General features: G+C 64.6%; 18 protein-coding genes, 1 tRNA gene and 2 rRNA genes (1 of these 21 only partly in view). 8 read left to right on the plus strand and 13 right to left on the minus strand.

From position 1 onward, the window contains the following. Positions 1 to 30 precede the first annotated feature (30 nt). On the plus strand, positions 31 to 1479 hold the full coding sequence (locus I6L48_RS02225; RefSeq protein WP_216987742.1) for a catalase: 1449 nt from the start codon (positions 31 to 33) through the stop codon (positions 1477 to 1479). Between the two features lie 420 nt (positions 1480 to 1899). On the opposite strand, the gene I6L48_RS02230 is transcribed toward I6L48_RS02225, so the two are convergent. Beyond that, complete coding sequence (locus I6L48_RS02230) at positions 1900 to 2217, minus strand: DUF1496 domain-containing protein (protein WP_039040821.1); 318 nt, start codon at positions 2215 to 2217, stop codon at positions 1900 to 1902. Positions 2218 to 2436: 219 nt separating this feature from the next. Here I6L48_RS02230 and I6L48_RS02235 point away from each other — a divergent pair, with 219 nt between their 5' ends. After that, a complete protein-coding gene (locus tag I6L48_RS02235; RefSeq protein WP_113069109.1) occupies positions 2437 to 3864 on the plus strand; it encodes a hypothetical protein in 1428 nt (475 codons plus the stop codon). Positions 3865 to 3944: 80 nt separating this feature from the next. Here I6L48_RS02235 and I6L48_RS02240 read toward each other — a convergent pair whose 3' ends face one another. Next, a complete protein-coding gene (locus I6L48_RS02240; RefSeq protein ID WP_010675931.1) occupies positions 3945 to 4322 on the minus strand; it encodes a hypothetical protein in 378 nt (125 codons plus the stop codon). A 172-nt stretch (positions 4323 to 4494) separates the two neighbouring features. Here I6L48_RS02240 and I6L48_RS02245 point away from each other — a divergent pair, with 172 nt between their 5' ends. The 3 genes from I6L48_RS02245 to I6L48_RS02255 all read left to right on the plus strand — a co-directional run bounded on the left by I6L48_RS02245 (position 4495) and on the right by I6L48_RS02255 (position 8037). Beyond that, complete coding sequence (locus I6L48_RS02245; protein ID WP_113069110.1) at positions 4495 to 5871, plus strand: phosphatase PAP2 family protein; 1377 nt, start codon at positions 4495 to 4497, stop codon at positions 5869 to 5871. A 9-nt stretch (positions 5872 to 5880) separates the two neighbouring features. After that, positions 5881 to 6966 carry an AI-2E family transporter YdiK gene (ydiK, locus tag I6L48_RS02250; RefSeq protein WP_162726123.1) on the plus strand — a complete coding sequence of 362 codons (1086 nt, stop codon included), beginning with the start codon at positions 5881 to 5883 and terminating at the stop codon, positions 6964 to 6966. Between the two features lie 366 nt (positions 6967 to 7332). After that, on the plus strand, positions 7333 to 8037 hold the full coding sequence (locus I6L48_RS02255) for an SDR family oxidoreductase (protein WP_042864806.1): 705 nt from the start codon (positions 7333 to 7335) through the stop codon (positions 8035 to 8037). Between the two features lie 90 nt (positions 8038 to 8127). Here I6L48_RS02255 and I6L48_RS02260 read toward each other — a convergent pair whose 3' ends face one another. The 4 genes from I6L48_RS02260 to I6L48_RS02275 all read right to left on the minus strand — a co-directional run bounded on the left by I6L48_RS02260 (position 8128) and on the right by I6L48_RS02275 (position 12468). Beyond that, positions 8128 to 9249, minus strand: coding sequence for an agmatine/peptidylarginine deiminase (locus tag I6L48_RS02260; protein WP_216987743.1), 1122 nt, complete (start codon positions 9247 to 9249; stop codon positions 8128 to 8130). A 16-nt stretch (positions 9250 to 9265) separates the two neighbouring features. Then, the gene (locus I6L48_RS02265; protein WP_216987744.1) at positions 9266 to 10387 is read right to left on the minus strand and encodes an extracellular solute-binding protein; all 1122 of its coding nucleotides are present in this window, start codon (positions 10385 to 10387) and stop codon (positions 9266 to 9268) included. Beyond that, complete coding sequence (gene aguB / locus I6L48_RS02270; protein ID WP_201935366.1) at positions 10384 to 11283, minus strand: N-carbamoylputrescine amidase; 900 nt, start codon at positions 11281 to 11283, stop codon at positions 10384 to 10386. Before aguB ends, I6L48_RS02265 begins: the two co-directional genes overlap by 4 nt. Before the next feature lie 132 nt (positions 11284 to 11415). Then, positions 11416 to 12468 (minus strand): agmatine/peptidylarginine deiminase, encoded by a 1053-nt coding sequence (locus tag I6L48_RS02275; RefSeq protein ID WP_042880411.1) that lies wholly within the window; start codon positions 12466 to 12468, stop codon positions 11416 to 11418. 116 nt (positions 12469 to 12584) lie between these two features. Between I6L48_RS02275 and I6L48_RS02280 the strand changes: the two genes are divergently transcribed. Then, positions 12585 to 13478, plus strand: coding sequence for a LysR family transcriptional regulator (locus I6L48_RS02280; RefSeq protein ID WP_216987745.1), 894 nt, complete (start codon positions 12585 to 12587; stop codon positions 13476 to 13478). Between the two features lie 72 nt (positions 13479 to 13550). Next, on the plus strand, positions 13551 to 15452 hold the full coding sequence (gene dhaR / locus I6L48_RS02285) for a dihydroxyacetone kinase operon transcriptional regulator DhaR (protein ID WP_216988056.1): 1902 nt from the start codon (positions 13551 to 13553) through the stop codon (positions 15450 to 15452). A gap of 60 nt (positions 15453 to 15512) precedes the next feature. Here dhaR and dhaM read toward each other — a convergent pair whose 3' ends face one another. The 4 genes from dhaM to I6L48_RS02305 form a co-directional block, all read right to left on the minus strand. After that, positions 15513 to 16229: a dihydroxyacetone kinase phosphoryl donor subunit DhaM gene (dhaM, locus tag I6L48_RS02290; RefSeq protein ID WP_109112634.1), complete on the minus strand. Its 717-nt coding sequence runs from the start codon at positions 16227 to 16229 to the stop codon at positions 15513 to 15515. 1 nt (position 16230) lies between these two features. Further along, entirely contained in the window at positions 16231 to 16860 is a 630-nt protein-coding gene (gene dhaL, locus I6L48_RS02295; RefSeq protein ID WP_005306235.1) for a dihydroxyacetone kinase subunit DhaL, read from the minus strand. Between the two features lie 9 nt (positions 16861 to 16869). Then, on the minus strand, positions 16870 to 17940 hold the full coding sequence (dhaK, locus tag I6L48_RS02300; RefSeq protein WP_113069117.1) for a dihydroxyacetone kinase subunit DhaK: 1071 nt from the start codon (positions 17938 to 17940) through the stop codon (positions 16870 to 16872). Positions 17941 to 18168: 228 nt separating this feature from the next. After that, positions 18169 to 19527, minus strand: a complete 1359-nt coding sequence (locus I6L48_RS02305) for an NCS2 family permease (protein ID WP_010675944.1) — start codon at positions 19525 to 19527, stop codon at positions 18169 to 18171. 206 nt (positions 19528 to 19733) lie between these two features. Here I6L48_RS02305 and I6L48_RS02310 point away from each other — a divergent pair, with 206 nt between their 5' ends. Next, positions 19734 to 20066, plus strand: a complete 333-nt coding sequence (locus I6L48_RS02310) for a cupin domain-containing protein (protein ID WP_113069119.1) — start codon at positions 19734 to 19736, stop codon at positions 20064 to 20066. A 277-nt stretch (positions 20067 to 20343) separates the two neighbouring features. Here I6L48_RS02310 and I6L48_RS02315 read toward each other — a convergent pair. From I6L48_RS02315 to I6L48_RS02325, 3 genes are all read right to left on the minus strand, one after another. Next, a tRNA-Asp gene (locus I6L48_RS02315) sits at positions 20344 to 20420 on the minus strand. A 99-nt stretch (positions 20421 to 20519) separates the two neighbouring features. Next, positions 20520 to 20634, minus strand: a 5S ribosomal RNA gene (gene rrf / locus I6L48_RS02320). A 123-nt stretch (positions 20635 to 20757) separates the two neighbouring features. Then, positions 20758 to 22012 (minus strand): 23S ribosomal RNA (locus I6L48_RS02325) (it continues 1634 nt past the right edge of the window).

Genomic DNA, 22012 nt, shown 5'->3' on the forward strand with positions numbered 1-22012 from the left:
GTCTGGCGACTCATTACAAGGAGACCCGCCATGACCGACAAGACCCTGCGCAGCGCCAACGGCGCCCCCGTTGTCGACAACAACAACAGCCTCACCGCCGGCCCCCGCGGCCCCGTCCTGATGCAAGACATCTGGTTGATGGAGAAACTCGCCCACTTCGACCGCGAGCGCATTCCCGAGCGGGTGGTGCACGCCAAGGGCTCGGGCGCCTACGGCACCTTCACCGTGACCCACGACATCAGCGCCTTCAGCAAGGCCGACCTGTTCAACGCCGTCGGCAAGCAGACCCCGGTGTTCCTGCGCTTCTCCACCGTGGCCGGCGAGAAGGGGGCCGCCGACGCCGAGCGTGACGTGCGCGGCTTCGCCCTCAAGTTCTATACCGAGCAGGGCAACTGGGATCTGGTGGGCAACAACACCCCGGTCTTTTTCATTCGCGATCCCCTGAAATTCCCCGACTTCATCCACACCCAGAAGCGGGATCCCCGCACCAACCTGCGCAGCGCCACCGCCGCCTGGGACTTCTGGTCCCGCCACCCGGAATCCCTGCACCAGGTCACCATACTGTTCAGTGATCGCGGCATCCCCAGGAGCCTGCGGGAGATGAACGGCTATGGCAGCCACACCTTCAGCTTCATCAACGACGCCAACGAGCGCTTCTGGGTCAAGTTCCACTTCAAGACCGAGCAGGGCCACAGCTTCTACACCGATGAAGAGGCGGCCACCGCCGTCGGTCAGGACAGAGAGACCAGCCAGGCGGATCTGTTCAACGCCATCGAGCGGGGGGACTTCCCGCGCTGGAAGGTCTATGTGCAGGTGATGCCAGAGGCCGAAGCCCAGACCTACAAGATCCACCCGTTCGACCTCACCAAGGTGTGGCCCCACAAGGACTACCCGCTCATCCCGGTGGGCGTGCTGGAGCTCAACCAGAACCCGGACAACTACTTCGCCCACGTGGAGCAGGCCGCCTTCACCCCGGCCAACGTGGTGCCCGGCATCGGCTTCTCGCCGGATCGCATGTTGCAGGGTCGGCTCTTCTCCTACGGTGACACCCAGCGCTATCGCCTCGGCGTCAACCACGGCCTGCTGCCGGTCAACGCCCCGCGCTGCCCATTCCACCACGGCGCCCACCGCGACGGCGCCATGCGGGCAGACAGCAATGGCGGCGCCAGCCCCAACTACCAACCGAACCGCTTCGGCACCCAGCAGCCGAGCGAGCAGCACGAACCGGCCCTGAGTCTGGAAGGGGCTGCCCTGCACCATGATTTTCGTGACCATGACAGCGACTACTACAGCCAGCCGGGGGATCTCTTCCGCCTGATGGACGAGGGACAGCGCGCCCGCCTCGCCGCCAACCTGGCCCGCTCCCTCATCAATGTGGAGGATGACGCCATCGTCGCGGCCCAGCTCAGGCACTTCGAGCAGGCCGACCCCGAGTACGCCAAACGGGTCGAGCTGGCCCTGGCCGCCCTGCAGCGTTAAGCCGCAGGCAGCCAACCTCTGCAAAAGCAAAACGGGGGCCTGATGGCCCCCGTTCTCGCATGACGGTCTTGATGAATGAAGGGGTTGTACCGCCAGCTCACGACGGCAACGACGTTGTGCACTGGCAGCACGGCACCATTATCCACCTGTGGTAATAAACCTGCCTGCGGTAATGCACGTTTAGTCACCCATAAAAACGGAGCCCGAGGCTCCGATTTTAATGCGGTATCAATCCCGGACGGAACGCGCTTCGCGCTCTTCCCGCTCCCTTGCCAACAAGCGTTTGTACCACCAGCTACTGCGACGACGTTGTGCATTGGAAGAGCGACGAGCCATTGCTTAGATCCCAGTCAAGAGAAGAAAGAGCCGCATTATGCGATAGAGATCACGCCCGTGTCTGTAGCTGGATCAAGAAAAGGCTCACTGGCCCACCCGGATCGTCCGCTGGTTGCCCTCCGGTTCACCACTCTGTGACGGAGTCGTCACCTCTCGCCAGATCAGGGGACCATTGGTCTCCATCGCCTGTTGCGGCGCGCACTCCAGCCAGAGCTCCCCCTGCTGGATACGGGCCCCCTGGGAGTATTTCTGATCCTGATACCAGCACACCCGCTCGGGCAGCGAACCAAGGGGCAGCACCAGCTCGGTGCCCACCGAGTGGCTGAGGGTGTTGGACGCCGGGGCGGCCAACGCGGGGAAGAGCCAGCCAAGGGCCAGCAGACAACCTGCACAACGGATCATGGGAATTCCTGTCACGGGGGAGTGAAAGTGTAAAGCGACCAGCAGAGCCCTCGACTTGACCAATAAATGTCGGCTCATCTGGCATTCCGGAAGCAATATGATAGCCTGCCTGCGCCCGCCAAGGCCTGTCAGGGTTCTGCCGTGGGCCCCCACCGGCATCGCCGGGATGCGGTAATGAATAACCCTTAATAATCAGATAATTAACTGGATATGTTGTCAATGCGTATCATGCCGTTGCTCAAGGCTGCCTGCCTGAGCCTGATGTTGTCCGCCTGTGTCGCCCCCCTGCTGATGATGAGCCCCACCAGCCAGCTGATGTGGGCCCTGCTCAAGCCGCTGGTCGGTTTCGATCCGAACGAGGCCAACCTGTTCGAGCAGCCGCTGATCAAGGACAGAATGACCGCCATGCTGGGGCCCAACTACGAGAGCACCATGCAGTTGCTCAAGACCGCCGACGAGCTGCAACAGGAGGGGCCGCTCTTTTACGTGGTCTCCCGCTACGCCCCCGTGCCGGACGTGGCCAAACAGGCCGGCATGGTCTGGAACGCCGACACCAACCAGCTCGCCGTCATGGTGCAAAAAGGTGACGGGGCGACCCAGGTCTTCGGGGAAAACCTGACGGCCGCCACCCCGACCTGGCCCAGCGCCATGCAGGGCTGGCAGTCCCAGGCCACCCCGGCCGCCACGGCCCTGACCGGTGCCGGTCAGGGGCTCACGGGCGCGGGCAGTTCTCTGCTGGGCACCATGATGGGGGGCCTGCAACAGAGCGCCAGCAAGGCCCTGTCCGACTCCACCAGACAGGTGATCGGCAGTGCCGCCACCACGGCGCAGCAACAAGCCACCAAGGCGGTGAGCGACAACGCCAAGCAGGCCGCCAGCAGTGCCGCCACCACGGCGCAGCAGCAAGCCACCAAGGCAGTGAGTGACAGCACCAAGCAGGCCGTCAGCAGCGCAGCGACCATCAGTGCCGCAACCACGGCGCAGCAGCAAGCCGCCAAGGCAGTGAGCGACAGCGCCAAGCAAGCCGTCAGCAGCGCCACCACCACGGCGCAGCAACAAGCCGCCAAGGCAGTGAGCGACAGCGCCAAGCAAGCTGCCAGCAGCGCAGCCACCATCAGTGCCGCAACCACGGCGCAGCAGCAAGCGACCAAGGCGGTGAGTGACAGCACCAAGCAGGCCGCCAGCAGCGCAGCGACCATCAGTGCCGCAACCTCGGCGCAGCAGCAAGCCACCAAGGCAGTGAGCGACAGCGCCAAGCAGGCCGTCAGCAGCGCCACCACTACAGCGCAGCAGCAAGCCGCCAAGGCGGTGAGCGACAGCGCCAAGCAGGCCGTCAGCAGCGCAGCGGCCATCAGTGCCGCGACCAGTGCGCAGCAGCAAACCGCCAAGGCATTGAGCGACAGCGCCAAGCAGGCCGCCAGCAGTGCCGCAACCACGGCGAAGCAACAAGCCGCCAGCAGCGCCGCAACCACGGCGAAGCAACAAGCCGCCAGCAGCGCAGCGACCATCAGTGCCGCGACCAGTGCGCAGCAGCAGGCGGCCAAGGCGGTGCAGCAACAGGGCGAGAAGCGGGAAGCGACCTCCGGCACCCTGAGCGATCAGGCCAGGGCGGATGCCGAAGCGGAGCTGGAAAAACTGCTTAACTGACTTTTTTAAGCGTCATGCCACCATAAAAACAGGCCATCACATGATGGCCTGTTGTTTATCTGACCCGTGGCAGGGGAAGATCAGAAATGGCGGTCCTGCTCGGTGGGCTTGGCACCCTTCTCTTCGCTGTGCTCGATGGCGGTGCGGATAAGGTCGACGCCGGCCCGGATGATCAGCACCCCCATGTTGACCAGCTTGACGCAGACCCACATGAAGGTGATGAGCAGGATCAGCTTGAGCACCGTCTGGAAGGCCTCCAGGAAGTTCTGCTCCAGCTGGGCGGTGAGCCCGTTGGCGCTGCTCATCAGCCAGGTGTACACCTCGCGCACGAAGGGGATTCGGCTCGGCATCTCCAGCACGTCCAGCGCCGCAGGCAGGGCCTGGAAGATGACGATGCTGCCAAACAGTATCAGGATGACGCCGATGGCAATCCCCAGAAAGAAACCGAACTGTCGCATGAAGAGCCCCACAATGTAGTGAATGAGAAGAACAATAGCCGCCAATACTAGGGACTGCCCGCGCAGACGGCAATCCTTGCATCCCCGACAGGGTCGGTGCCCCCTGCAAGCCATTGCCCGGCCGTCTGATTTCTGTGACCCTTGTCCCCACTCTTTGCCCCTGGGTGTCATCATGTTTCGAGTCGTCTTCTGCCTGCTGCTGTTGCTGGGCGGTGCCCTGCCCGCCTCCCGCGCCGAATCCCCTCCCTCTGCGGCCGCCTGCGTGATCCGCCACCAGCAAGGGATCCTGCTGGTGCAGGACAGGCTCTCCTCGCGCTACAGCCTGAGCGGCGGCTACATCGACAGGGGGGAGACCCCGGAGCAGGCGGCCCTGCGCGAGCTGTTCGAGGAGACCGGCCTGCAGGGTCGCGTCACCGGCGAGCTGGGGCGCTGGCAACGGGCCAGGGTGTTCGCCTGCCAGACCCTGGAACCCCTGCGGGTCCAGCGAGGGACGGGGTTTGTCTCCCTGCTCCAGGCCCCGGATCTCGGTGGCGAGATCCTGAACGCCAGACTGATCGCGGCCGCCGACCTGCCCCTTGACCAGCGTCGCTTCCCGGCGCAGCTCGACTGGATAGCCCCGAGGCTGGCCGAGGTGCCCGAGAGCCAGGTGCTGTGGGTGACGGATTTCAGCGACGCGGCCAGTGCGCTGCACCGCGCCGAGTTGCCGCTGCTCCAGCGCCTGCAACAATGGCTCGGGCCGGATGCGCTCTGGCCCAGGGCGGGCAATCTGCTGGGCTCGGCCCCCTTCCAGCTGGCGCTGCTGCCCTTGCTGCTGCCCCTGCTCGGCTGGTCCAGGCTGCGCCACCTGCTGTTTGCCATGGTGCTGCTCACCCTGGTGGTGAACCTGCTCAAGGCGGGCATCGGCTGGCCCAGGCCCTTCCACCTGCAGCCCGAGCTGGCCCGCCAGAGTGCCCAGGGCTTCGGCATGCCGAGCGGCCACGCCGCCTCGACCCTGCTCTACTGGGGCCTGCTGCTTGGCTGGCTGCCGGCGCTGCGGGCATGGCAGGGGGCCCTGCTGGCCCTGTTGCTGGCCGGCGTGGCCGGGCTGGCCCGGGTCTGGCTGGGGGTCCACTTCCTCTCGGATGTGGTGGCCGGCCTTGCCCTGGGGGCCCTGCTGCTGGCACTGCGCGCCCCGCTGGCGAAGCTGGCGGCACGCCCGCTCCCCTGGGCCGGGCTACTCATCGCCAGCGCCCTCTCGGCCTGGCTCACCCAGTCCACCGCCCTGGCCGGGCTTGCCATGTTCACCCTGGGGCTGGTATCGGGTAATCTGCTATCACTCGAACGGAGCCCCACTCCCGCCCTGCCCGCCGCACTGCTGACCCTGGCAGGGGGACTGGTCGTGGCAGGGCTCCTGTTCCTGGTGCCCGCGCTCACCAGCAGCTCTCTGCTGATCCTCGCGGGACAAGGGTGGCTCTTTGGCTGCCTGGGGTTCTGGCTCAGCGCCGGGCTCTGGTGGTCGTTGTCCGCTATCCGTCACGGTGCCCGAACCGGGCGCTCAACCCCTCGTTAAGGGAATGCCATGAATATGAAAAAAGTGGATTTGGCCAAGATCACTCTGAGCTTGCTGTTCCTCAGCCTGCTCATCATCTCGTGCTTCATGGTCTTGCGCCCCTTCCTGCCCGCCCTGGTGTGGTCGACCATGATCACCATCGCCACCTGGCCCCTGATGCAGATGGCCCAGCGCCTGCTGTGGGGCAAGCGCACCCTGGCGGCCTTGCTGATGACCAGCATCTTGCTGCTCATCTTTGTCATTCCCCTCTTCATGACGCTGGCCAACGTGGCGGAGAAGGCCCCCATGCTCATCGAGCTGGGCACCGAGCTCAGCCAATCCCCGCCCCCCGAGCTGCTCTGGTTGCAGCAAGTCCCCCTGGTGGGCGACAAGCTCTATGAGTTCTGGCAGCAGATCCTCGCGAGCGGCGGCCAGGTGCTGTTCACCAAGCTGGCCCCCTACTTCGGCCAGACCGCCCGCTGGCTGGCGGCCCAGGCGGGCAACCTCGGCCTGCTGTTCGTCCACTTCCTGCTGACCGTGGCCATCTGCGGCCTGCTCTACCACTCGGGAGAGAAGGCGGCAGAAGGCATTCGCCGCTTCGCCCACCGTCTGGCGGGCCAGCGCGGTGACAATGCGGTGGTGCTCGCCTCCCAGGCCATCCGCGCCGTCGCCATGGGGGTGGTGGTGACCGCCCTGGTGCAATCCTCGGTGGCGGGCCTGGGCCTGCTCATCGCCGGCATTCCCTATGTCATGGTGCTGGTGGTGCTGATGTTCCTGCTGATCGTCGCCCAGATAGGCCCCTTCCCGGTGCTGCTGGCCAGCGTCGGCTACCTCTACTGGAGCGGGGACACCACCTGGGGCACCTTCCTGCTGGTCTGGTCCCTGCTGGCGGGCACCATGGACAACTTCCTGCGCCCCTTCCTCATCAAGCGCGGGGCCGACCTGCCGCTGATCCTGATCCTGGTGGGGGTCATCGGCGGCTTGCTGGCCATGGGGATCATCGGTCTCTTCATCGGCCCCGTGGTACTGGCGGTGGGTTACACCCTGCTGGATGCCTGGATCAAGGAAGATGACCAACCGGCGAGCGCTCTGGTGGAACCGCCCAAGGCGCCGTGACGATTCATTCATCCCCGATGCAAAGAGCCGCCCCAGGGCGGCTCTTTTGTTTATTACCGTCCCATGCAGGTTCGATTAGCGAAGCGTAATCGGACGATCGAGATGCAGCTGTCCCGGTGTGCCCATGAATCATCGGCATCTGCAGCAGGGAAATATGGATGGCTGTTATATCGGGAGAATTGATTTACGCGAACGTCCGATTACCCCTTACGGCTAATCGAGCCAACGGCTGGTCGCGGCGTTTAGAACCAAAGTTCGAACCGTAATGCCAAAACACGAACCAGGGTTCGAATCACTCCTTCCCCTCCCCTGTTCCCTGCCGAAGGCGCCCGCCACAATGCCTGCACCATTGGAGGAGAAGACAAGATGAACGAACTGAGAGCAACACGGGCCCTCATCAGCGGCGGCGCCAGCGGCATCGGACTGGCCATCGCCGAGGCCCTGGCCAGCCAGGGGGTGGAGCTGATCCTGGCTTCCCGCCGCCTGGGGCTGCTGGAGCAGGAAGCGGCCAGACTGGAGGCGCGATACGGGGTGCGAGTCATGGCACTGGCGTTGGATGTGTGCGACGGCGATCAGGTGCGGGACGGCCATGCCCGGATCCGGGAGCGGCTCGGCCCCGTCGATCTGCTCATCAACAACAGCGGGGTCGGCAGCGACCACTTGGTGCAGGATCTGCCGGAATCGGAGTGGGACAGGGTGATGGATACCTGTGCCAAGGGCACCTTCCTGCTGACCCGGGCCTGCCTGCCGGACATGCTGGCAAACCGCCACGGCACCGTCATCAACATCGCCTCCCAGGCCGCCAGGCACGGCTATGCCAGGGCCAGCGTCTACTGCGCTGCCAAGTTTGCGGTCCTGGGGTTCGCCCGGGCACTGCGGGAAGAGGTGCAGCATCAGGGCATCCGGGTCCACACCCTCTGTCCCGGACTGGTGCAGGTGCCGCCCCCGGCCTGCCCGGGCGATCGCAAGCCCGGCTGGCTGCAGGTGGAGGATCTGGCCGAGGCCGTGCTCTACACCCTGCGCCAACCCCCTCACGTCCAGCTCGACGAGATCGGCATGACGGGGATCTGAGCGAGGCGCCATGGAACGCCAGCAAGGACAAGGGGCGCCGAGGCGCCCCTTGTCCTGCGTCACACCGCCAGAGGCGGCCTGCGCGTAAGATCAGGCAGGTTGATGGAGGGTGATGCAGTGGATGCCGCCGCCCCCGGCCGCCACCGGGTCTATGTCTATCTGCACTATCTTGCGCCCCGGATAGAGGCGGGCCAGCAGATCCCGGCAATGACGGTCGGCCCTGGCATCCCCGAACTGGGGAGCGATGACGGCGCCGTTGATGGGCAGGTAATTGATGTAACCGGCGGCAAAGTCCGGGCTGCGGCTGAACTTGTTGTCCCGCCCGCCCAGGGGCGGCGGCAGCTGATGCAGCTCCAGCTTGTTGCCGTCGGCGTCCGTCGCCTGCTGCAGGATGGCGAGGTGCTGGCGGGTCACCTTGTAGTCGTGGGAGTCGGGATCGTTGTCCATGTTGATCACCACCACCCCGGGGCGCACGAAGCGGGCGTAGAAGTCCACGTGGGCATCCGTGATGTCACGGCCCTTGATCCCCGGCAGCCAGATGATCTTGCGCAGCCCCAGGTTGGCCTTGAGCTCCGCCTCCACCTGCGCCTTGGTGAGGCCGGGGTTGCGGTTGCTGTTGATCCAGCAGCTCTCGGTCATGATGGCGGTGCCGTTGCCGTCCACCTCGATGCCGCCCCCCTCACCGATGAGCTCGCTCTGCAGGTAATAGGCATCGGTCTGCCGGCCCACCAGGGCGGCGACCCTGGCGTCATGGCTGTGCTCCTGCTTGTCACCCCAGCCGTTGAAGTTGAAGTCCACCAGCCCGAGCCCTCCCTGCTCGTCCTGCACGAAGACGCCGCCGGTATCCCGCAGCCAGATGTCATCCATCTCGGCGTGGACGAAGTGGGTGTTGCGCTCGCCGCACAACTGGCGCGCCAGCGCCTCGTCATCCTCGTGGCAGAGCACGTTGACCCGGGCGTAGGGCACCATGGCCTGCACCAGCCGCCCTATGGTGGCCTGCACCTCCTTGTAGTGGCGACCCCAGATCTCGCTGGTGGCCCCGAAGGCCACCCACACCAGGGCCTGGGGGGAGGACTCCTCCGGCATGTGGTAGCGAGCGGCGGCGCCGGGTTCGCCGGCGGCGAAGGCCGCGCGGGCACCGGGCAGGCTGCCAAACCCGGCAATGGCGCCAAGGGCAACCAGCTGTTTCAATACGTGGCGTCGGGAAAACATCGTTCTACTCCTGGGTTCAGAGGCTGCTCTTGAAGCGAGTCCAGGCTCGCATGCGGGCACGCATCTGGGATTGTGCTATATCCTGACCCGGAATGAGCCGCTGGTAGCTGGCCTCGTCCAGGTAGATATCCGGGTTGGCCGTCATGGTGGCATCCACCATGGGTCTGGCCTTGGCACTGGCAGTCGGATAGCCGGTGCTGTTGGTGATGGCCGCCATGTTGGCCGGGCGCATCACGAAGTTGATAAAGGCATAGGCATAGGCATAGGCATAGTCAGGATGGGGGGCATCCGCCGGGATCGCCATGGTGTCCATCCAGATGGTGCTCCCCTCCTTCGGCAATCGGTATTCGAAGTCGACCCGCTTGCCCGCCTCGGCGGCGGCGCGCCTGGCCTGGGTCATGTCGCCGCTGTAGCCCAGGGAGAGGCAGAGATCCCCGTTCACCAGCTGGGTTACCGGCTGGGACTGGAACTTGCGGATATAGGGCTTGATCCCCTTGAGCAGGGCCAGGGCCGCCTCCAGATCGTCCGCCTTGCCGCTGCGGGGATCCCGCCCAAGATAGTGCAGCACCACCGCCAGCACCTCGTCCGGGGAGTCGATGACCGAGATGCCGCAATCTGCAAATTTCGCCGCCAGCTCGGGCTTGAACAGCATGTCCAGGCTGCTGACCGGGGCATCCGGCATCCTCTGCCGGATGGCGTCCGCGTTGTAGGTGAGCCCTATGGTGCCCCAGGTGTAGGGCACCACGGCCTCCTTCGCATGGGGGTAGGCCTGCTGCAACCGCGCCAGGCCGGGGTCTATGTCCCCCAGGTGTTGCAGCTTGCCCTTGTCGAGCGGCTGTAAACTGCCCGCCCGCATCAGCCGCTCCGCCACCGTGTCCCCCGGGAAGATGAGGTCATACCCGCTGCGACCCGCCATCAGCTTGGCCTCCAGGGTCTCGCTGCTGTCCATCACGTCGTAGATGACCCGGATCCCGGTTTCCCGGGTGAATTCGCTCAGGGTATCGGGGGCGAAATAATCGGACCAGTTGTAGAGGCGCAGCACCTTCTCCTCTGTCGCCTCCCCCGTCCCTTCTGCGGCCTGGGCCCCCAGACCCAGCAGCAGGGCCAGTGCCGTGGCTATCTTGGTCAAGGCGCTCATGATGGACGCCCTCCCCGCTGGCCCTGCCCATCCAGGCTCAGCAAGGCGCCATACATCTCGGGGCGGCGATCCCGGTAGATGCCCCAGGTCAGCCGCTCCTCGGCCATGGCGGCAAGATCCAGCTCCCGCACCAGCACGCCCGGGGTATCCCTGTCCGCCTCGGCCAGCAGAGCCCCCTTGTGATCCGTGATGAAGGAGGAGCCATAGAAGCGCATCTGCAACGCGGGATCCCGGGTCGCCACCTCGCGTCCGATGCGGTTGGCGGCGATCACCGGCATGATGTTGGCGGCGGCATGGCCGCGCTGGGTCAGCTGCCAGTGATCCCGCGAATCGAGCCCCTCTGCCCCCGGCTCCGAGCCGATGGCGGTGGGATAGAGCAGCAGTTCGGCCCCCTGCAGCGCCATGGCGCGGGCCGCCTCCGGGAACCACTGATCCCAGCAGATGCCGACCCCGATGCGGCCAGCGGCCGTGTCCCAGACCCGAAACCCCGTATCCCCCGGGCTGAAATACTCCTTCTCCTGATAGCCGATGGCATTCGGGATATGGGTCTTGCGATAGACCCCGAGCAGGCGACCATCCGCATCCGCCATCGCCAGGGAGTTGAAGCAGGCGTTGCCGGCACGTTCGAACCAGCTGATGGGCAACACCACCCCCAGCTCCCGCGCCAGGGCCGAGAAGCGGCGCAGCACCCGGCTCTGCTCGAACGACTCCGCCAGCGCCAGATGGCCGTGGTATTGCTCGATACAGAAATAGGGGGTGGCGAAGAGCTCCTGCAACAGCACCAGGTTGGCCCCCCTGGCGGCGGCGTCCCGTACCAGGCTCTCCGCTGTGTCCAGATTGCGCTCCAGCTCCCAGCTGCAAGCGAATTGTGTGGTGGCGACGACGATCTTGCTCATCCGGATACCCTCCCTGACACGCGTTCCCCCTGACAGGCAAACTGCATGGTTGCGACGACCTTGTTCATGAATCTCTCCTCCCTGATCCCGTCATGAGGCCTCGCAGACGCCTGACGAGGCCGCTCCAAACGCTTACCCCTGCACCGGCCAGGCCGGCTGCTGCTGGGTGATGCAGTGAATGCCGCCCCCGCCGTGGGCCAACTGGTTGATGCGCACCGGCACCAGCTGCCTGTTCGGGAAGGCGCGCCTCAGCACCTCCCCCGCCGCCTCGTCCGCACCTACGCCGTAGGCGGGCATGATGATGGCGCCGTTGGCGATGTAGAAGTTGGTGTAGGAGGCGCAGAACACCTCCGCCTCGGCGTCCACCGCCTCGCTCGCCTCGAACAGCTCGAGGCACTCGAAGGAGCGACCTCTCGCATCGGTGGCCAGGGCCAGGGCTCGGCGGTTCTCCCGCACCACGCGGCCATAGGTGGAGTGCCCGTCCAGGGTGGCGTCCACCAGCAGGTGGCCGGGGCGGCTGAAGGCGCAGACCCCGTCCACATGACCGTCCGTCATGTCGCCGGTGACGTGGTCCGGATCCCCCGGCAGCCAGATAGTCTTCTCGATGCCGAGCAGGCGGCTGAAGATCCGTTCGATCTCCACTTTGGTCATGCCGGGATTGCGGTTGCTGTTGAGCAGCACCGACTCCGTGGTGATCAGGGTGCCCTCCCCATCCACATGGATGGCGCCCCCTTCGTTGGCGAGGAAGCTGCCGATGCACTCCAGCTCCAGGCTGTTGAGCACGCGCCGCGCCAGCCCCTCGTCCAGACCGTGGGCCGACTTGCCGCCCCAGGCGTTGAAACGCCAGCTAATCCCGGCGGTGCCAAGCTCGGGATGGCAGATGAAGGTGGGGCCGGAGTCACGGCACCAGCTGTCATCCACCGGCAGGGGAATGAAGCGCACCCCGTCGCCGCACAGGGCGCGAGCCTCCGCCTGTGCGGCGGGATCCACCACCAGGTTCACCGGTTCGAAGCGGGCGATGGCATTGACCACCCGGGCGAAGTCCTGCTGGACCTGGGGCAGGGTTACGCCCCAGCCGTTTTCCCACAGCGCCTTGTTGTGCGGCCAGACCATCCAGGTCGCCGCGTGCCGGCACCACTCCGCTGGCATGAACCAGCCCACAGCCCGCATTCCCTGCTCGCGCATCTCAGCCTCTCTGATTAGGTGCTATTAAGGTTATTGACGATGGGAATAGACTATTCTCCCCGTTGATGGGTAACAAACGATCGATTTTCGATAAAAGTGATAAGCGGAGCTAATCAATGATGTTCAAACACTGGCCCCCTCTCAACGTGCTGCGCGGCTTCGAGGCGGCGGCCAGGCTCGGCAGCTTTCATCAGGCGGCCCAGGAGCTGCACCTCACCCAATCTGCCATCAGTCAGCAGATCCGCTCGCTGGAGGAGCTGCTTGGCCAGCCTCTGTTTCACCGCCAGGGACGTTCCGTCGCCCTGACCGACGCGGGCCAGGATCTGCTGGAGACGACCCAGCAAGTGCTGCTGCAACTGGCGGTGGGAATACAGCGCCTCGAGCAGTACCGCAAGCCGAACCAGCTGGTGCTCAACACCAGTACCGCCATCGCCCGCCTCTGGCTGCTGCCCCGGCTGGCCGACCTTCACCGCCAGCATCCGGGCATCGATCTCTGGCTGTTCACCAGCGACGACACGCCGAACATGGCCGAGCAGACCATCGACATTTCGCTGCGCTGGGGGCTGGCTCCCCAGGCGGAATGCCGCCATCAGCCGCTGCTGGCGGATCGGCTGCTGCCGGTGGCGAGCCTGGCCGTGCTGGCACAGCCCGCGCAGGAGCGCACCACCCTGCACGGGGAGCGGGAGATGGACTGGCACCACTGGACCCTCAAGGGCGGCGACGATCTGCACCTGCAGACCCAGGGGCTCAACTTCTCCGATCCCGGCTTGTTGCAGGATGCGGCCAGCGCCGGGCTCGGGGTGGCGCTGGCGAGCGAGCTGCTCTCTCGCGACGCACGCCGACAGGGGTGGCTGCTGCCCCTCTCGTCCCACCGGGTGGCCGGGCCGAACTGGAACATGCTGATCCATCAGGAGAGCGAAGGCAGTCCCCAGTGCCGGGCGGTGAGCCAATGGCTCCAGCAGCAGTTTGCTGCAGAGGCTGCCACCCGGGGCAAGGACGCGACACTCTGAGAGCGGTCACTGAATCGGGGCGGCAAGGGTGATTAAATGGCCCCTTCCCTTTTGCCGGACATCGCCGTGACCATGCCATCCGTCCCCCAGCCCCTCCCGTCCTGGCCCGAGCACCTGCAGGCCTCCTGGCTGCGCTGTGCCCACCAGACCAGCGCGTCCCTCTGGCATCCTCCCCACTGCGCCAGAGGGCAGACCCTGGATAGCCTGCGCCAGCGCAAACGGGACCTGCTCACCACCGGCGAGATGGCGCTGGAGGATCTCTACGAGTTCATGGAGGGGCGCCCCTGCGCCCTGCTGCTCACTGACGAGAGCGGTTGCCTGCTGGCCCGGACCGGCCACCCCGATACCCTGCAGGCGCTGGCGACCCTCGGTTTTGGCCCAGGCGCATTTTTCAGCGAGGGACGCATCGGCACCAATGCCGTCAACCTCGCGGCCCTGGAGGGGGTACCGCTCTGCGTCAGCGGCCCCCAGCACTTCAACCAGCGTCTCCACCCCTGGCACTGCTGTGCCAGCCCCGTCTACAACAGCACCGGTCGCCAGGTGGCGATCGTGGCCCTGATCTGCCGGGTGGAGGAGGCCGCGCCGGGAGATCTCGCGCTCACCGTCAGCGCCGGCCGCGAGCTGGCCAATCTGCTGCAGATGGAGCGCCTGATGCAGGAGTCCCAGCACCATTTGAGCGAGCTCTATGCCCTGCTGGATGGCATGGAAGACGGCGTGCTGGCCTGGGATCCCCAGGGGCGGCTGCGCTACCTCAACGCCCTGGCGGCCAGTCGGCTGCAACTCGACCCGGCTGTCTGTCTGGGTCAGCCCCTCGATCACCATCTGCTGATGCCCCAGCGCCTGCGTCTGGCCATCGCGGAGATGACCCCCCTGAGCCATGTGGAGGTGACGCTGGAGCGGCGAGAGTCCCGGGGCGAGGCCTTCATCGACGCCCTGGTGAGCCTCAAGCCCCTGCCGGGGCCGGACGGGGTCAGCTTCATCGTCCTGCTCCATCCCACCGATCGGCTGCGCGCCATTCATCAACTGCGCCAGACGGTGCCCGAGCTCTCCGCCCTGGTGGGGGAGTCGAGCGCCATGCGCAAACTGCTTCGCCACGCCCGCCAGGCGGCCAGGGGACAGGGCCCCGTCCTGCTGCGAGGGGAAGAGGAGGTGGGCAAGGCCCAGCTGGCGGAGGCCATCCACTTTGGCAGCGAGCGAGCCGCCGGCCCCCTGGTCATCTTCAACTGCCAGGCATGGCCGAGGGAGCGGATGGCGCTGGAACTCATGGGGTCCGACGAGGCGGGGCAGGAGCGGGCAGGCAAGTTCGAGCTGGCTCACGGTGGCACGCTAGTGCTGGAGCAGGTGGAGAGCCTGCCCGCCCCCATGCAGGCCGCCCTGCTGCAACTGCTCAAGACGGGGCGCATCCAGCGCTTCGACTCCGCCCGCATCCTGCCCCTCAGGGTGAGGATCATCGCGACCAGCAGCGCCCCGCTGGAGCAGCGGGTGCAGGAGGGGGAATTCGGTCGCCAGCTGCTCTATGCGCTGCAAGGGTGCGAACTCTGGCTGCCGAGCCTGCGGGAACGCAGCGCCGATCTGCCTGGCCTCATCCGCCAGCACCTGACGGTGCAGGGGGGCGAGCCGGGGCGCCAGTTCACCCCTGACGCCCTCGACTGCCTGCTGGCCTACCCCTGGCCCGGCAACCTGGGGGAGCTGCGCAGCGCCATCGAGTACGCCCAGCTTCATTGCAGTGAGGCACAGATCCCGCCCCGGGCGCTCCCGGCCGCCATCCGCCAGGGCCATTGCCTGCTGGCGGACGAGGTGGTGGGACAGCCGCTGCTCACCCTGGCGGAGCTGGAGCATCAGGCAATCCTGCGGGCCGCCCGTGCCAGCAAGGGCCAGGTCAGCCAGATGGCGCGCCAGCTCGGGATCAGCCGCACCACCCTCTGGCGGCGACTCAAACTGCTCGACATCGATCCCGCCGACTACCACCACTGACCAGAACGCCCCTCAAAAAAAGCGGGCCCCGTCGTGACGGGGCCCGGATGGGGAAATGTTTCAGTCGCCGAAGCGATCCTGCGCCAGTTGCTGGAAGCAGCTCAGCGCCGCCCCGGCATCCTCACCTCGCGCCAGCAGGATGAGCCTGTCCCCCTGGCGCACATCGAGCATCGCGAGCCGGCTCAGGCTGCGGGGATTCGCCTCTTTCTCCCCCTTTTGCAGCCTGAGTTCAGCGGCAAAGGGTTTGAGTGCCGCGACCAGCCGGGCGGCGGGGCGCACATGCAGGCCGTGGGGATTCTCCACCACCACCTCGCAGCGCAGCCAGCCGTCGTCGGCAACAGGGGCTGCCTCCGTGGTAGCCTGCGCCGCACTGGCAGGCAGCATTCCCTGTTTCGGACCCAGGGCGCCAAGCGCCTCGGCGGCTACCTCGTCCAGCGTCAGGCCTGCGCCAGCGGCCACCACGGCGGCCAGAGTGCCCTCGACCAGCGGGGCGGGGCTGAGCCGCACCCGGGCGCTCAGCTCGGGGGGCAGCAGCTCGAGGGCGGTCTCGGCGCTCAGGAGGGCGCTGCCCAAGTCCATCAGCACCAGCACCCCGCTGCCGTCGTCCGCCTCTTCCATCGCACTCATCACGGCGATGGCGTCGGTGCCGATAGGATGGGCGGGGTCATCGACCCCGGCCGCCAGCAACAGTTTCGCCGGGCTGCCCAGCTGATCGGCCAGGGCTTTCAAACCGGCCGCAAGCATGGCGCTGTGAGAGACCACTACGATGCCGATCATGTCACAACCTCGCTCTGTCACGCAGGGCGGTCAGCAGCAGCAGGGTCGAGGTGGCCCCCGCATCCTGATGGCCGATGCTGCGCTCACCAAGATAGCTGGCGCGCCCCTTGCGAGCCTGCATCTGGATGGTGGCCTCGGTGCCGGCTGCGGCGGCAGCCACCGCCTTGTCCAGCGCCTCGGGCAGCGGCAAGCCTTGTTGCTCCGCCTGCTGCAGGGCGGCCAGGGCCGGCCACCAGGCATCGCACATGGTCTTGTCACCCGGTTCGGCGCGACCGCGCGAGACGATCCCCTCCACCCCGTCGCTCAGCATCTTGCCAAGCTGACCGAGGGTCAGGCTCTGGCAGGCGTCGCTGCTGGCCGCTGCCCGGATGAAGAAGGTGCCGTAGAGCGGGCCGCTGGCGCCGCCGACCGAGGAGAGCAACGTCATACCGGTGGTTTTGAGCACCTGGCCGATGTCCTTGTCCGCCACCGCGGGCAGCTTCTCCGCCACCTTGGCAAAGCCGCGCTGCATGTTGAGGCCGTGGTCGCCGTCGCCGATGTCGGTATCCAGCGCCGTGAGGTAGTCACGCTGCTCGGTGAAGATGTGCTCGCAGTCGAGCAGCCAGTTGACGATCTGATGCTTGCTTAACATGAATATTCCTCAGCAGCCGCGCCGCAGGGCCGGGGTGTGAACGGGGGCATCCCACAGGGTCATCAGCTCGTCATCCACCTTGAGCAGGGTGATGGAGATGCCGGTCATGTCGAGGGAGGTACAGTAGGGGCCGATGAGGTTGCGCACCAGGTGGATGCCCGCCTCTTCGCACAGGGTGGCGAGGCGGCCATAGACGCCATAGAGCTCGGAGATGGGGGTGCCGCCCAGGCTGTTGACCAGGACGATGACCCTGTCACCCCCATTGAGCGGCTCGATAAAGGTGTGCTCTTCCTGCCAGCTGCCGGAGGCACGATCCCAGTGACGCAGGGTGCGGCCATAGGGGCTGTTGTCGGTCAGCTCCTTGAACATGTCGTCCACCAGGGCGTTGAGGTCGGTGAAGGGACGGCGCTCGATGCCCGGCTCGCCGTGGATGCCAACACCGAACTCCACCTCGTTGTCAGCCAGGATGAAGGAGGGCTTGCCCGCAGCAGGGACGGTGCAGGCGTGCATGGCCACGCCTATGGTGCGGCTCTGGTTGTTGATGCGACGGGCCAGCGCCTCGCAGCGCGCCAGATCGTAGCCCGCCTCGGCGGCGGCACCGACCAGCTTCTCGCACAGCACTGTCGTGGCAACACCACGGCGGCCAGCGGTGTAGAGGCTGTCCTTCACCGCCACGTCGTCATCGATGAGGGCGAAGCCCACCTTGACCCCGTCACCGTGCAGCAGCTCGACCGCGGTCTCGAAGTTGAGCACGTCGCCTGTGTAGTTCTTCACCAGAAACAGCACGCCGGCGCCGCCGTCGACGGCCTGACCGCACTCGTACATCTGATCCGGGGTCGGGGACGTGAAGATCTCACCGGGGCAGGCACCATCCAGCATTCCTTTGCCCACCAGGCCACCGTGCATGGGCTCGTGGCCGCTGCCGCCACCGGAGACCAGCGCCACCTTGCCCGTCACGGGGGAATCGGCGCGGGTGATGTAGTGGGGTTCGATTCGCACCTTGAGCTCGGGGTGGGCAGCGGCCATCCCCATTAGTTGTTCACGGACCACGGCATCGACAGCGTTGATCAGCTTCTTCATGGCTCACTCCTTGGCTTGCCACCACACGGGTGGACAGATGGTTGATGCAGCCAGTCTAGCGAGCCATAGGGGGATAAAAATGACAGGGGTTTCGGTTCGGATCTGAAACAGCAAACAAAGCCTGACGTTTCAATCTGAAACGAGCGGATGGGGAAGACCCGGGAAAGTGTTAGCCGCCTCACAGCCATGAAAAAGGGCCCCGCAGGGCCCTTCTCGATAGCGTGAAGATTAGATGGCCCAGCCACCGGCGTAGAAGATCACCAGGGCCACGGCGATGATGACGGTGCCGATGTTGAGCTTCTTCCACTCGGCGGCAAACAGGCGGCCGACCACCAGGGCCACGAAGCCTAACATGATGCCGGTGACGATGTTGCAGGTGAGCACGATGAAGACGGCGCACAGCATGCCGGAGAGGGCATCGACCGAGTCGTTGAAGTCCAGCTTCGTGACGTTGCCCAGCATCAGCAGGCCCACATACATCAGGGCCGGTGCGGTGGCGTAGGCCGGTACCAGATAGCTCAGCGGGGAGAGGAAGATCATCAGCAGGAAGAGCACGCCGACCAGGGTGGCGGTCAGACCTGTCTTGCCGCCGGCAGCGGTCCCTGCGGCGGATTCGATGTAGACGGCTGCCGGAGCACCACCCACCACGCCCGCCACCATGCTGCTGACGGAGTCCGCAGTCAGGGCCTTGCCACCGCTGATGATGTGGCCACGCTCGTTGATGAGGCCAGCCTGACCGGCCACGGCACGGATGGTGCCGGTGGCGTCAAACACGGCGGTCATCACCAGCGCCAACACGGTCGGAATCACCACCGGATTGAGGGCGCCCAGCAGATCCATGCTGCCCACCAGGGAGCCATTCTCGCCACTCAGGCTCGGCATGGCGAAGAAGCCCTGCCAGGTCACTTTCGGATCGAAGATAAGGCCGAGGATGGAGATGGCGATGATCACCATCAGGATACCGCCCGGCACCTTGCGGCGCTCCAGGCCGAAGATGGCAGCCAGACCCAGCACCGTCATGATGACCGGGAAGGCGGTGATCTCGCCGAGCTGCACCGGCAGGCCAGCCCCTTCATTCTTGATCACCATGCCGACCCCGTTGGTGGCGATCAGCAGCAGGAACAGGCCGATACCGATGCCGGTACCGTGGGCGATGCCGGAGGGGAGGTTGTCCAGGATCCACTGGCGCACGCCGGTGACACTGATCAGGGTGAACAGCACCCCCATCAGGAAGATGGCGCCAAGGGCAACCGGAATGCTCAGCCCCTGACCCAGCACCAGGCTGAAGGCGGTAAAGGCGGTGAGAGAGATGGCACAACCGATGGCCATCGGCAGCTTGGCCCAGAGCCCCATCAGCAGGGAGCCGAAGGCGGCGATCAGACAGGTCGCCACAAACACCGGGCCCTGCTCAAAGCCGGCTGCGCCCAGCATGTTCGGCACGACGATGATGCTGTAGACCATCGCCAGGAAGGTGGTCAACCCGGCCAGCAGCTCCTGTCGCACCGTGCTGCCACGCTGGCTGATGGAGAAATAGGAATCCAGAAACCCGCCATTGCCGGCGCGGGCCGTCGTTTGTTGCGTTGCCATAGTTCATCCTGAAAGTGTGAAGGAAATCGTTTGCTTGCTGGCGCGCAAAATAGCAAGAATTTGGCGAGATTGCAGCGGATAAGCCTCCATTTCCCCGAAGTTTTTCACAAAAGGGCTCGTTGGAGACCTCATTTTCCATGAGAGCGGCCCATCCCAAGCTTCTACACTCTTAACTAGCCACGTTCCCATCTACCGGAGAGAAGCCCATGCACACAGGCAACCTGCTTGGCCAGATCCCCTCCCCCCTGCCCAATGAGGTGTTTACCGACCTGGTCAGCACCAACCACTTTCGCATCGAGCGCATCCTCTCCCAGGGACAACAGACCCCTACCGGAGAGTGGTTCGATCAGGATGAACACGAATGGGTATTGCTGGCGCAGGGAGAGGCCATCCTGGTCTTCATCACACCGGATACCGGGGTACAGGAACGCGTCCATCTGGGGCCGGGGGATTACATCAACATCCCGGCGCACCTTCAGCACAGGGTGGAGTGGACCCATCCGACCGAGACAACCATCTGGCTCTGCGTCTATTACTAGCAAGCTTACGGCTCAAGAAGGCAATGCTTCTGCTGCGAAGATCGAAGAGGAGAGCGTGGAGACGAAAAAAAGCCCAGTCTGTCGACTGGGCTTCTTGTTAGTGGCATAACGGACGCAGAGACGGACAAAGTCCGGCTCAAGCACAAGGGACAACAGAGCGGGACAAAGTTGCCAGTGGCAAGTCACAGCCCTCGTGGCTGCCTCTTGCTCCCTGAGCTCTTATCCAGACGCCAGAAAGCAAAAAGGCCTTCCCGTCAGGGAAGGCCTTTCAATTTAGTGGCGGAGCGGACGGGACTCGAACCCGCGACCCCCGGCGTGACAGGCCGGTATTCTAACCGACTGAACTACCGCTCCGCATTCGGTTAGCTTTCGCTAAATCATTTGCTGCTTGTTTGTGAGGTGTCATCCTCGCAGCCAGTAACGTGATTTTTTCACGTCACCGTTTAATTGGGTGCCTGGCAGTGTCCTACTCTCGCATGGCGAATGCCACACTACCATCGGCGCTACAGCGTTTCACTTCTGAGTTCGGCATGGGGTCAGGTGGTTCCACTGCGCTATTGCCGCCAGGCAAAATCTTCAATCTGAAAAAGCTGACGTGAATAACGACTTTGCTAGTTGCTGGTCATTATCACTGAATTTGTAAGTAGTTTATGCACTTGCTACAAGGCCCAGAACACTTCTTGGGTGTTGTATGGTTAAGCCTCACGGGTAATTAGTATGGGTTAGCTCAACGTATCGCTACGCTTACACACCCCACCTATCAACGTTGTGGTCTCCAACGGCCCTTTAGGACCCTCAAGGGGTCAGGGATGACTCATCTCAGGGCTCGCTTCCCGCTTAGATGCTTTCAGCGGTTATCGATTCCGAACTTAGCTACCGGGCAGTGCCACTGGCGTGACAACCCGAACACCAGAGGTTCGTTCACTCCGGTCCTCTCGTACTAGGAGCAACTCCCTTCAATCATCCAACGCCCACGGCAGATAGGGACCGAACTGTCTCACGACGTTCTGAACCCAGCTCGCGTACCACTTTAAATGGCGAACAGCCATACCCTTGGGACCGACTTCAGCCCCAGGATGTGATGAGCCGACATCGAGGTGCCAAACACCGCCGTCGATATGAACTCTTGGGCGGTATCAGCCTGTTATCCCCGGAGTACCTTTTATCCGTTGAGCGATGGCCCTTCCATTCAGAACCACCGGATCACTATGACCTACTTTCGTACCTGCTCGACCTGTCCGTCTCGCAGTTAAGCTGGCTTATGCCATTGCACTAACCTCCTGATGTCCGACCAGGATTAGCCAACCTTCGTGCTCCTCCGTTACTCTTTGGGAGGAGACCGCCCCAGTCAAACTACCCACCAGGCACTGTCCGCGAGCCCGATTCAGGGCCCTGCGTTAGAACATCAAACATACAAGGGTGGTATTTCAAGGACGGCTCCAGCGCAACTGGCGTCACGCCTTCAAAGCCTCCCACCTATCCTACACATGTAGGTTCAATGTTCAGTGCCAAGCTGTAGTAAAGGTTCACGGGGTCTTTCCGTCTAGCCGCGGGTACACCGCATCTTCACGGCGAATTCGATTTCACTGAGTCTCGGGTGGAGACAGCATGGCCATGGTTACACCATTCGTGCAGGTCGGAACTTACCCGACAAGGAATTTCGCTACCTTAGGACCGTTATAGTTACGGCCGCCGTTTACCGGGGCTTCGATCAAGAGCTTCGCTTGCGCTAACCCCATCAATTAACCTTCCGGCACCGGGCAGGTGTCACACCCTATACGTCCACTTTCGTGTTTGCAGAGTGCTGTGTTTTTGATAAACAGTCCCAGCCATCTGGTCACTGCGACTCCCGACAGCTCCATCCGCAAGGGACTTCACCATCAAGAGCGAACCTTCTCCCGAAGTTACGGTTCTATTTTGCCTAGTTCCTTCACCCGAGTTCTCTC

The organism is Aeromonas sp. FDAARGOS 1418 (assembly GCF_019048585.1).
In the GTDB taxonomy this organism is placed as follows: domain Bacteria; phylum Pseudomonadota; class Gammaproteobacteria; order Enterobacterales; family Aeromonadaceae; genus Aeromonas; species Aeromonas caviae.

Bases quoted from the DNA above. Each gene is read 5' to 3' on its own strand.
- dhaR (WP_216988056.1), top strand. From the start codon at position 13,551: ATGCCATCCGTCCCCCAGCCCCTCCCGTCCTGGCCCGAGCACCTGCAG.
- I6L48_RS02310 (WP_113069119.1), top strand. From the start codon at position 19,734: ATGCACACAGGCAACCTGCTTGGCCAGATCCCCTCCCCCCTGCCCAAT.
- I6L48_RS02225 (WP_216987742.1), top strand. From the start codon at position 31: ATGACCGACAAGACCCTGCGCAGCGCCAACGGCGCCCCCGTTGTCGAC.
- I6L48_RS02305 (WP_010675944.1), bottom strand. From the start codon at position 19,527: ATGGCAACGCAACAAACGACGGCCCGCGCCGGCAATGGCGGGTTTCTG.
- dhaK (WP_113069117.1), bottom strand. From the start codon at position 17,940: ATGAAGAAGCTGATCAACGCTGTCGATGCCGTGGTCCGTGAACAACTA.
- dhaM (WP_109112634.1), bottom strand. From the start codon at position 16,229: ATGATCGGCATCGTAGTGGTCTCTCACAGCGCCATGCTTGCGGCCGGT.
- I6L48_RS02230 (WP_039040821.1), bottom strand. From the start codon at position 2,217: ATGATCCGTTGTGCAGGTTGTCTGCTGGCCCTTGGCTGGCTCTTCCCC.
- dhaL (WP_005306235.1), bottom strand. From the start codon at position 16,860: ATGTTAAGCAAGCATCAGATCGTCAACTGGCTGCTCGACTGCGAGCAC.
- aguB (WP_201935366.1), bottom strand. From the start codon at position 11,283: ATGAGCAAGATCGTCGTCGCCACCACACAATTCGCTTGCAGCTGGGAG.
- I6L48_RS02245 (WP_113069110.1), top strand. From the start codon at position 4,495: ATGTTTCGAGTCGTCTTCTGCCTGCTGCTGTTGCTGGGCGGTGCCCTG.
- I6L48_RS02255 (WP_042864806.1), top strand. From the start codon at position 7,333: ATGAACGAACTGAGAGCAACACGGGCCCTCATCAGCGGCGGCGCCAGC.
- I6L48_RS02235 (WP_113069109.1), top strand. From the start codon at position 2,437: ATGCGTATCATGCCGTTGCTCAAGGCTGCCTGCCTGAGCCTGATGTTG.
- I6L48_RS02265 (WP_216987744.1), bottom strand. From the start codon at position 10,387: ATGAGCGCCTTGACCAAGATAGCCACGGCACTGGCCCTGCTGCTGGGT.
- I6L48_RS02240 (WP_010675931.1), bottom strand. From the start codon at position 4,322: ATGCGACAGTTCGGTTTCTTTCTGGGGATTGCCATCGGCGTCATCCTG.
- I6L48_RS02275 (WP_042880411.1), bottom strand. From the start codon at position 12,468: ATGCGCGAGCAGGGAATGCGGGCTGTGGGCTGGTTCATGCCAGCGGAG.
- I6L48_RS02280 (WP_216987745.1), top strand. From the start codon at position 12,585: ATGATGTTCAAACACTGGCCCCCTCTCAACGTGCTGCGCGGCTTCGAG.
- I6L48_RS02260 (WP_216987743.1), bottom strand. From the start codon at position 9,249: ATGTTTTCCCGACGCCACGTATTGAAACAGCTGGTTGCCCTTGGCGCC.
- ydiK (WP_162726123.1), top strand. From the start codon at position 5,881: ATGAATATGAAAAAAGTGGATTTGGCCAAGATCACTCTGAGCTTGCTG.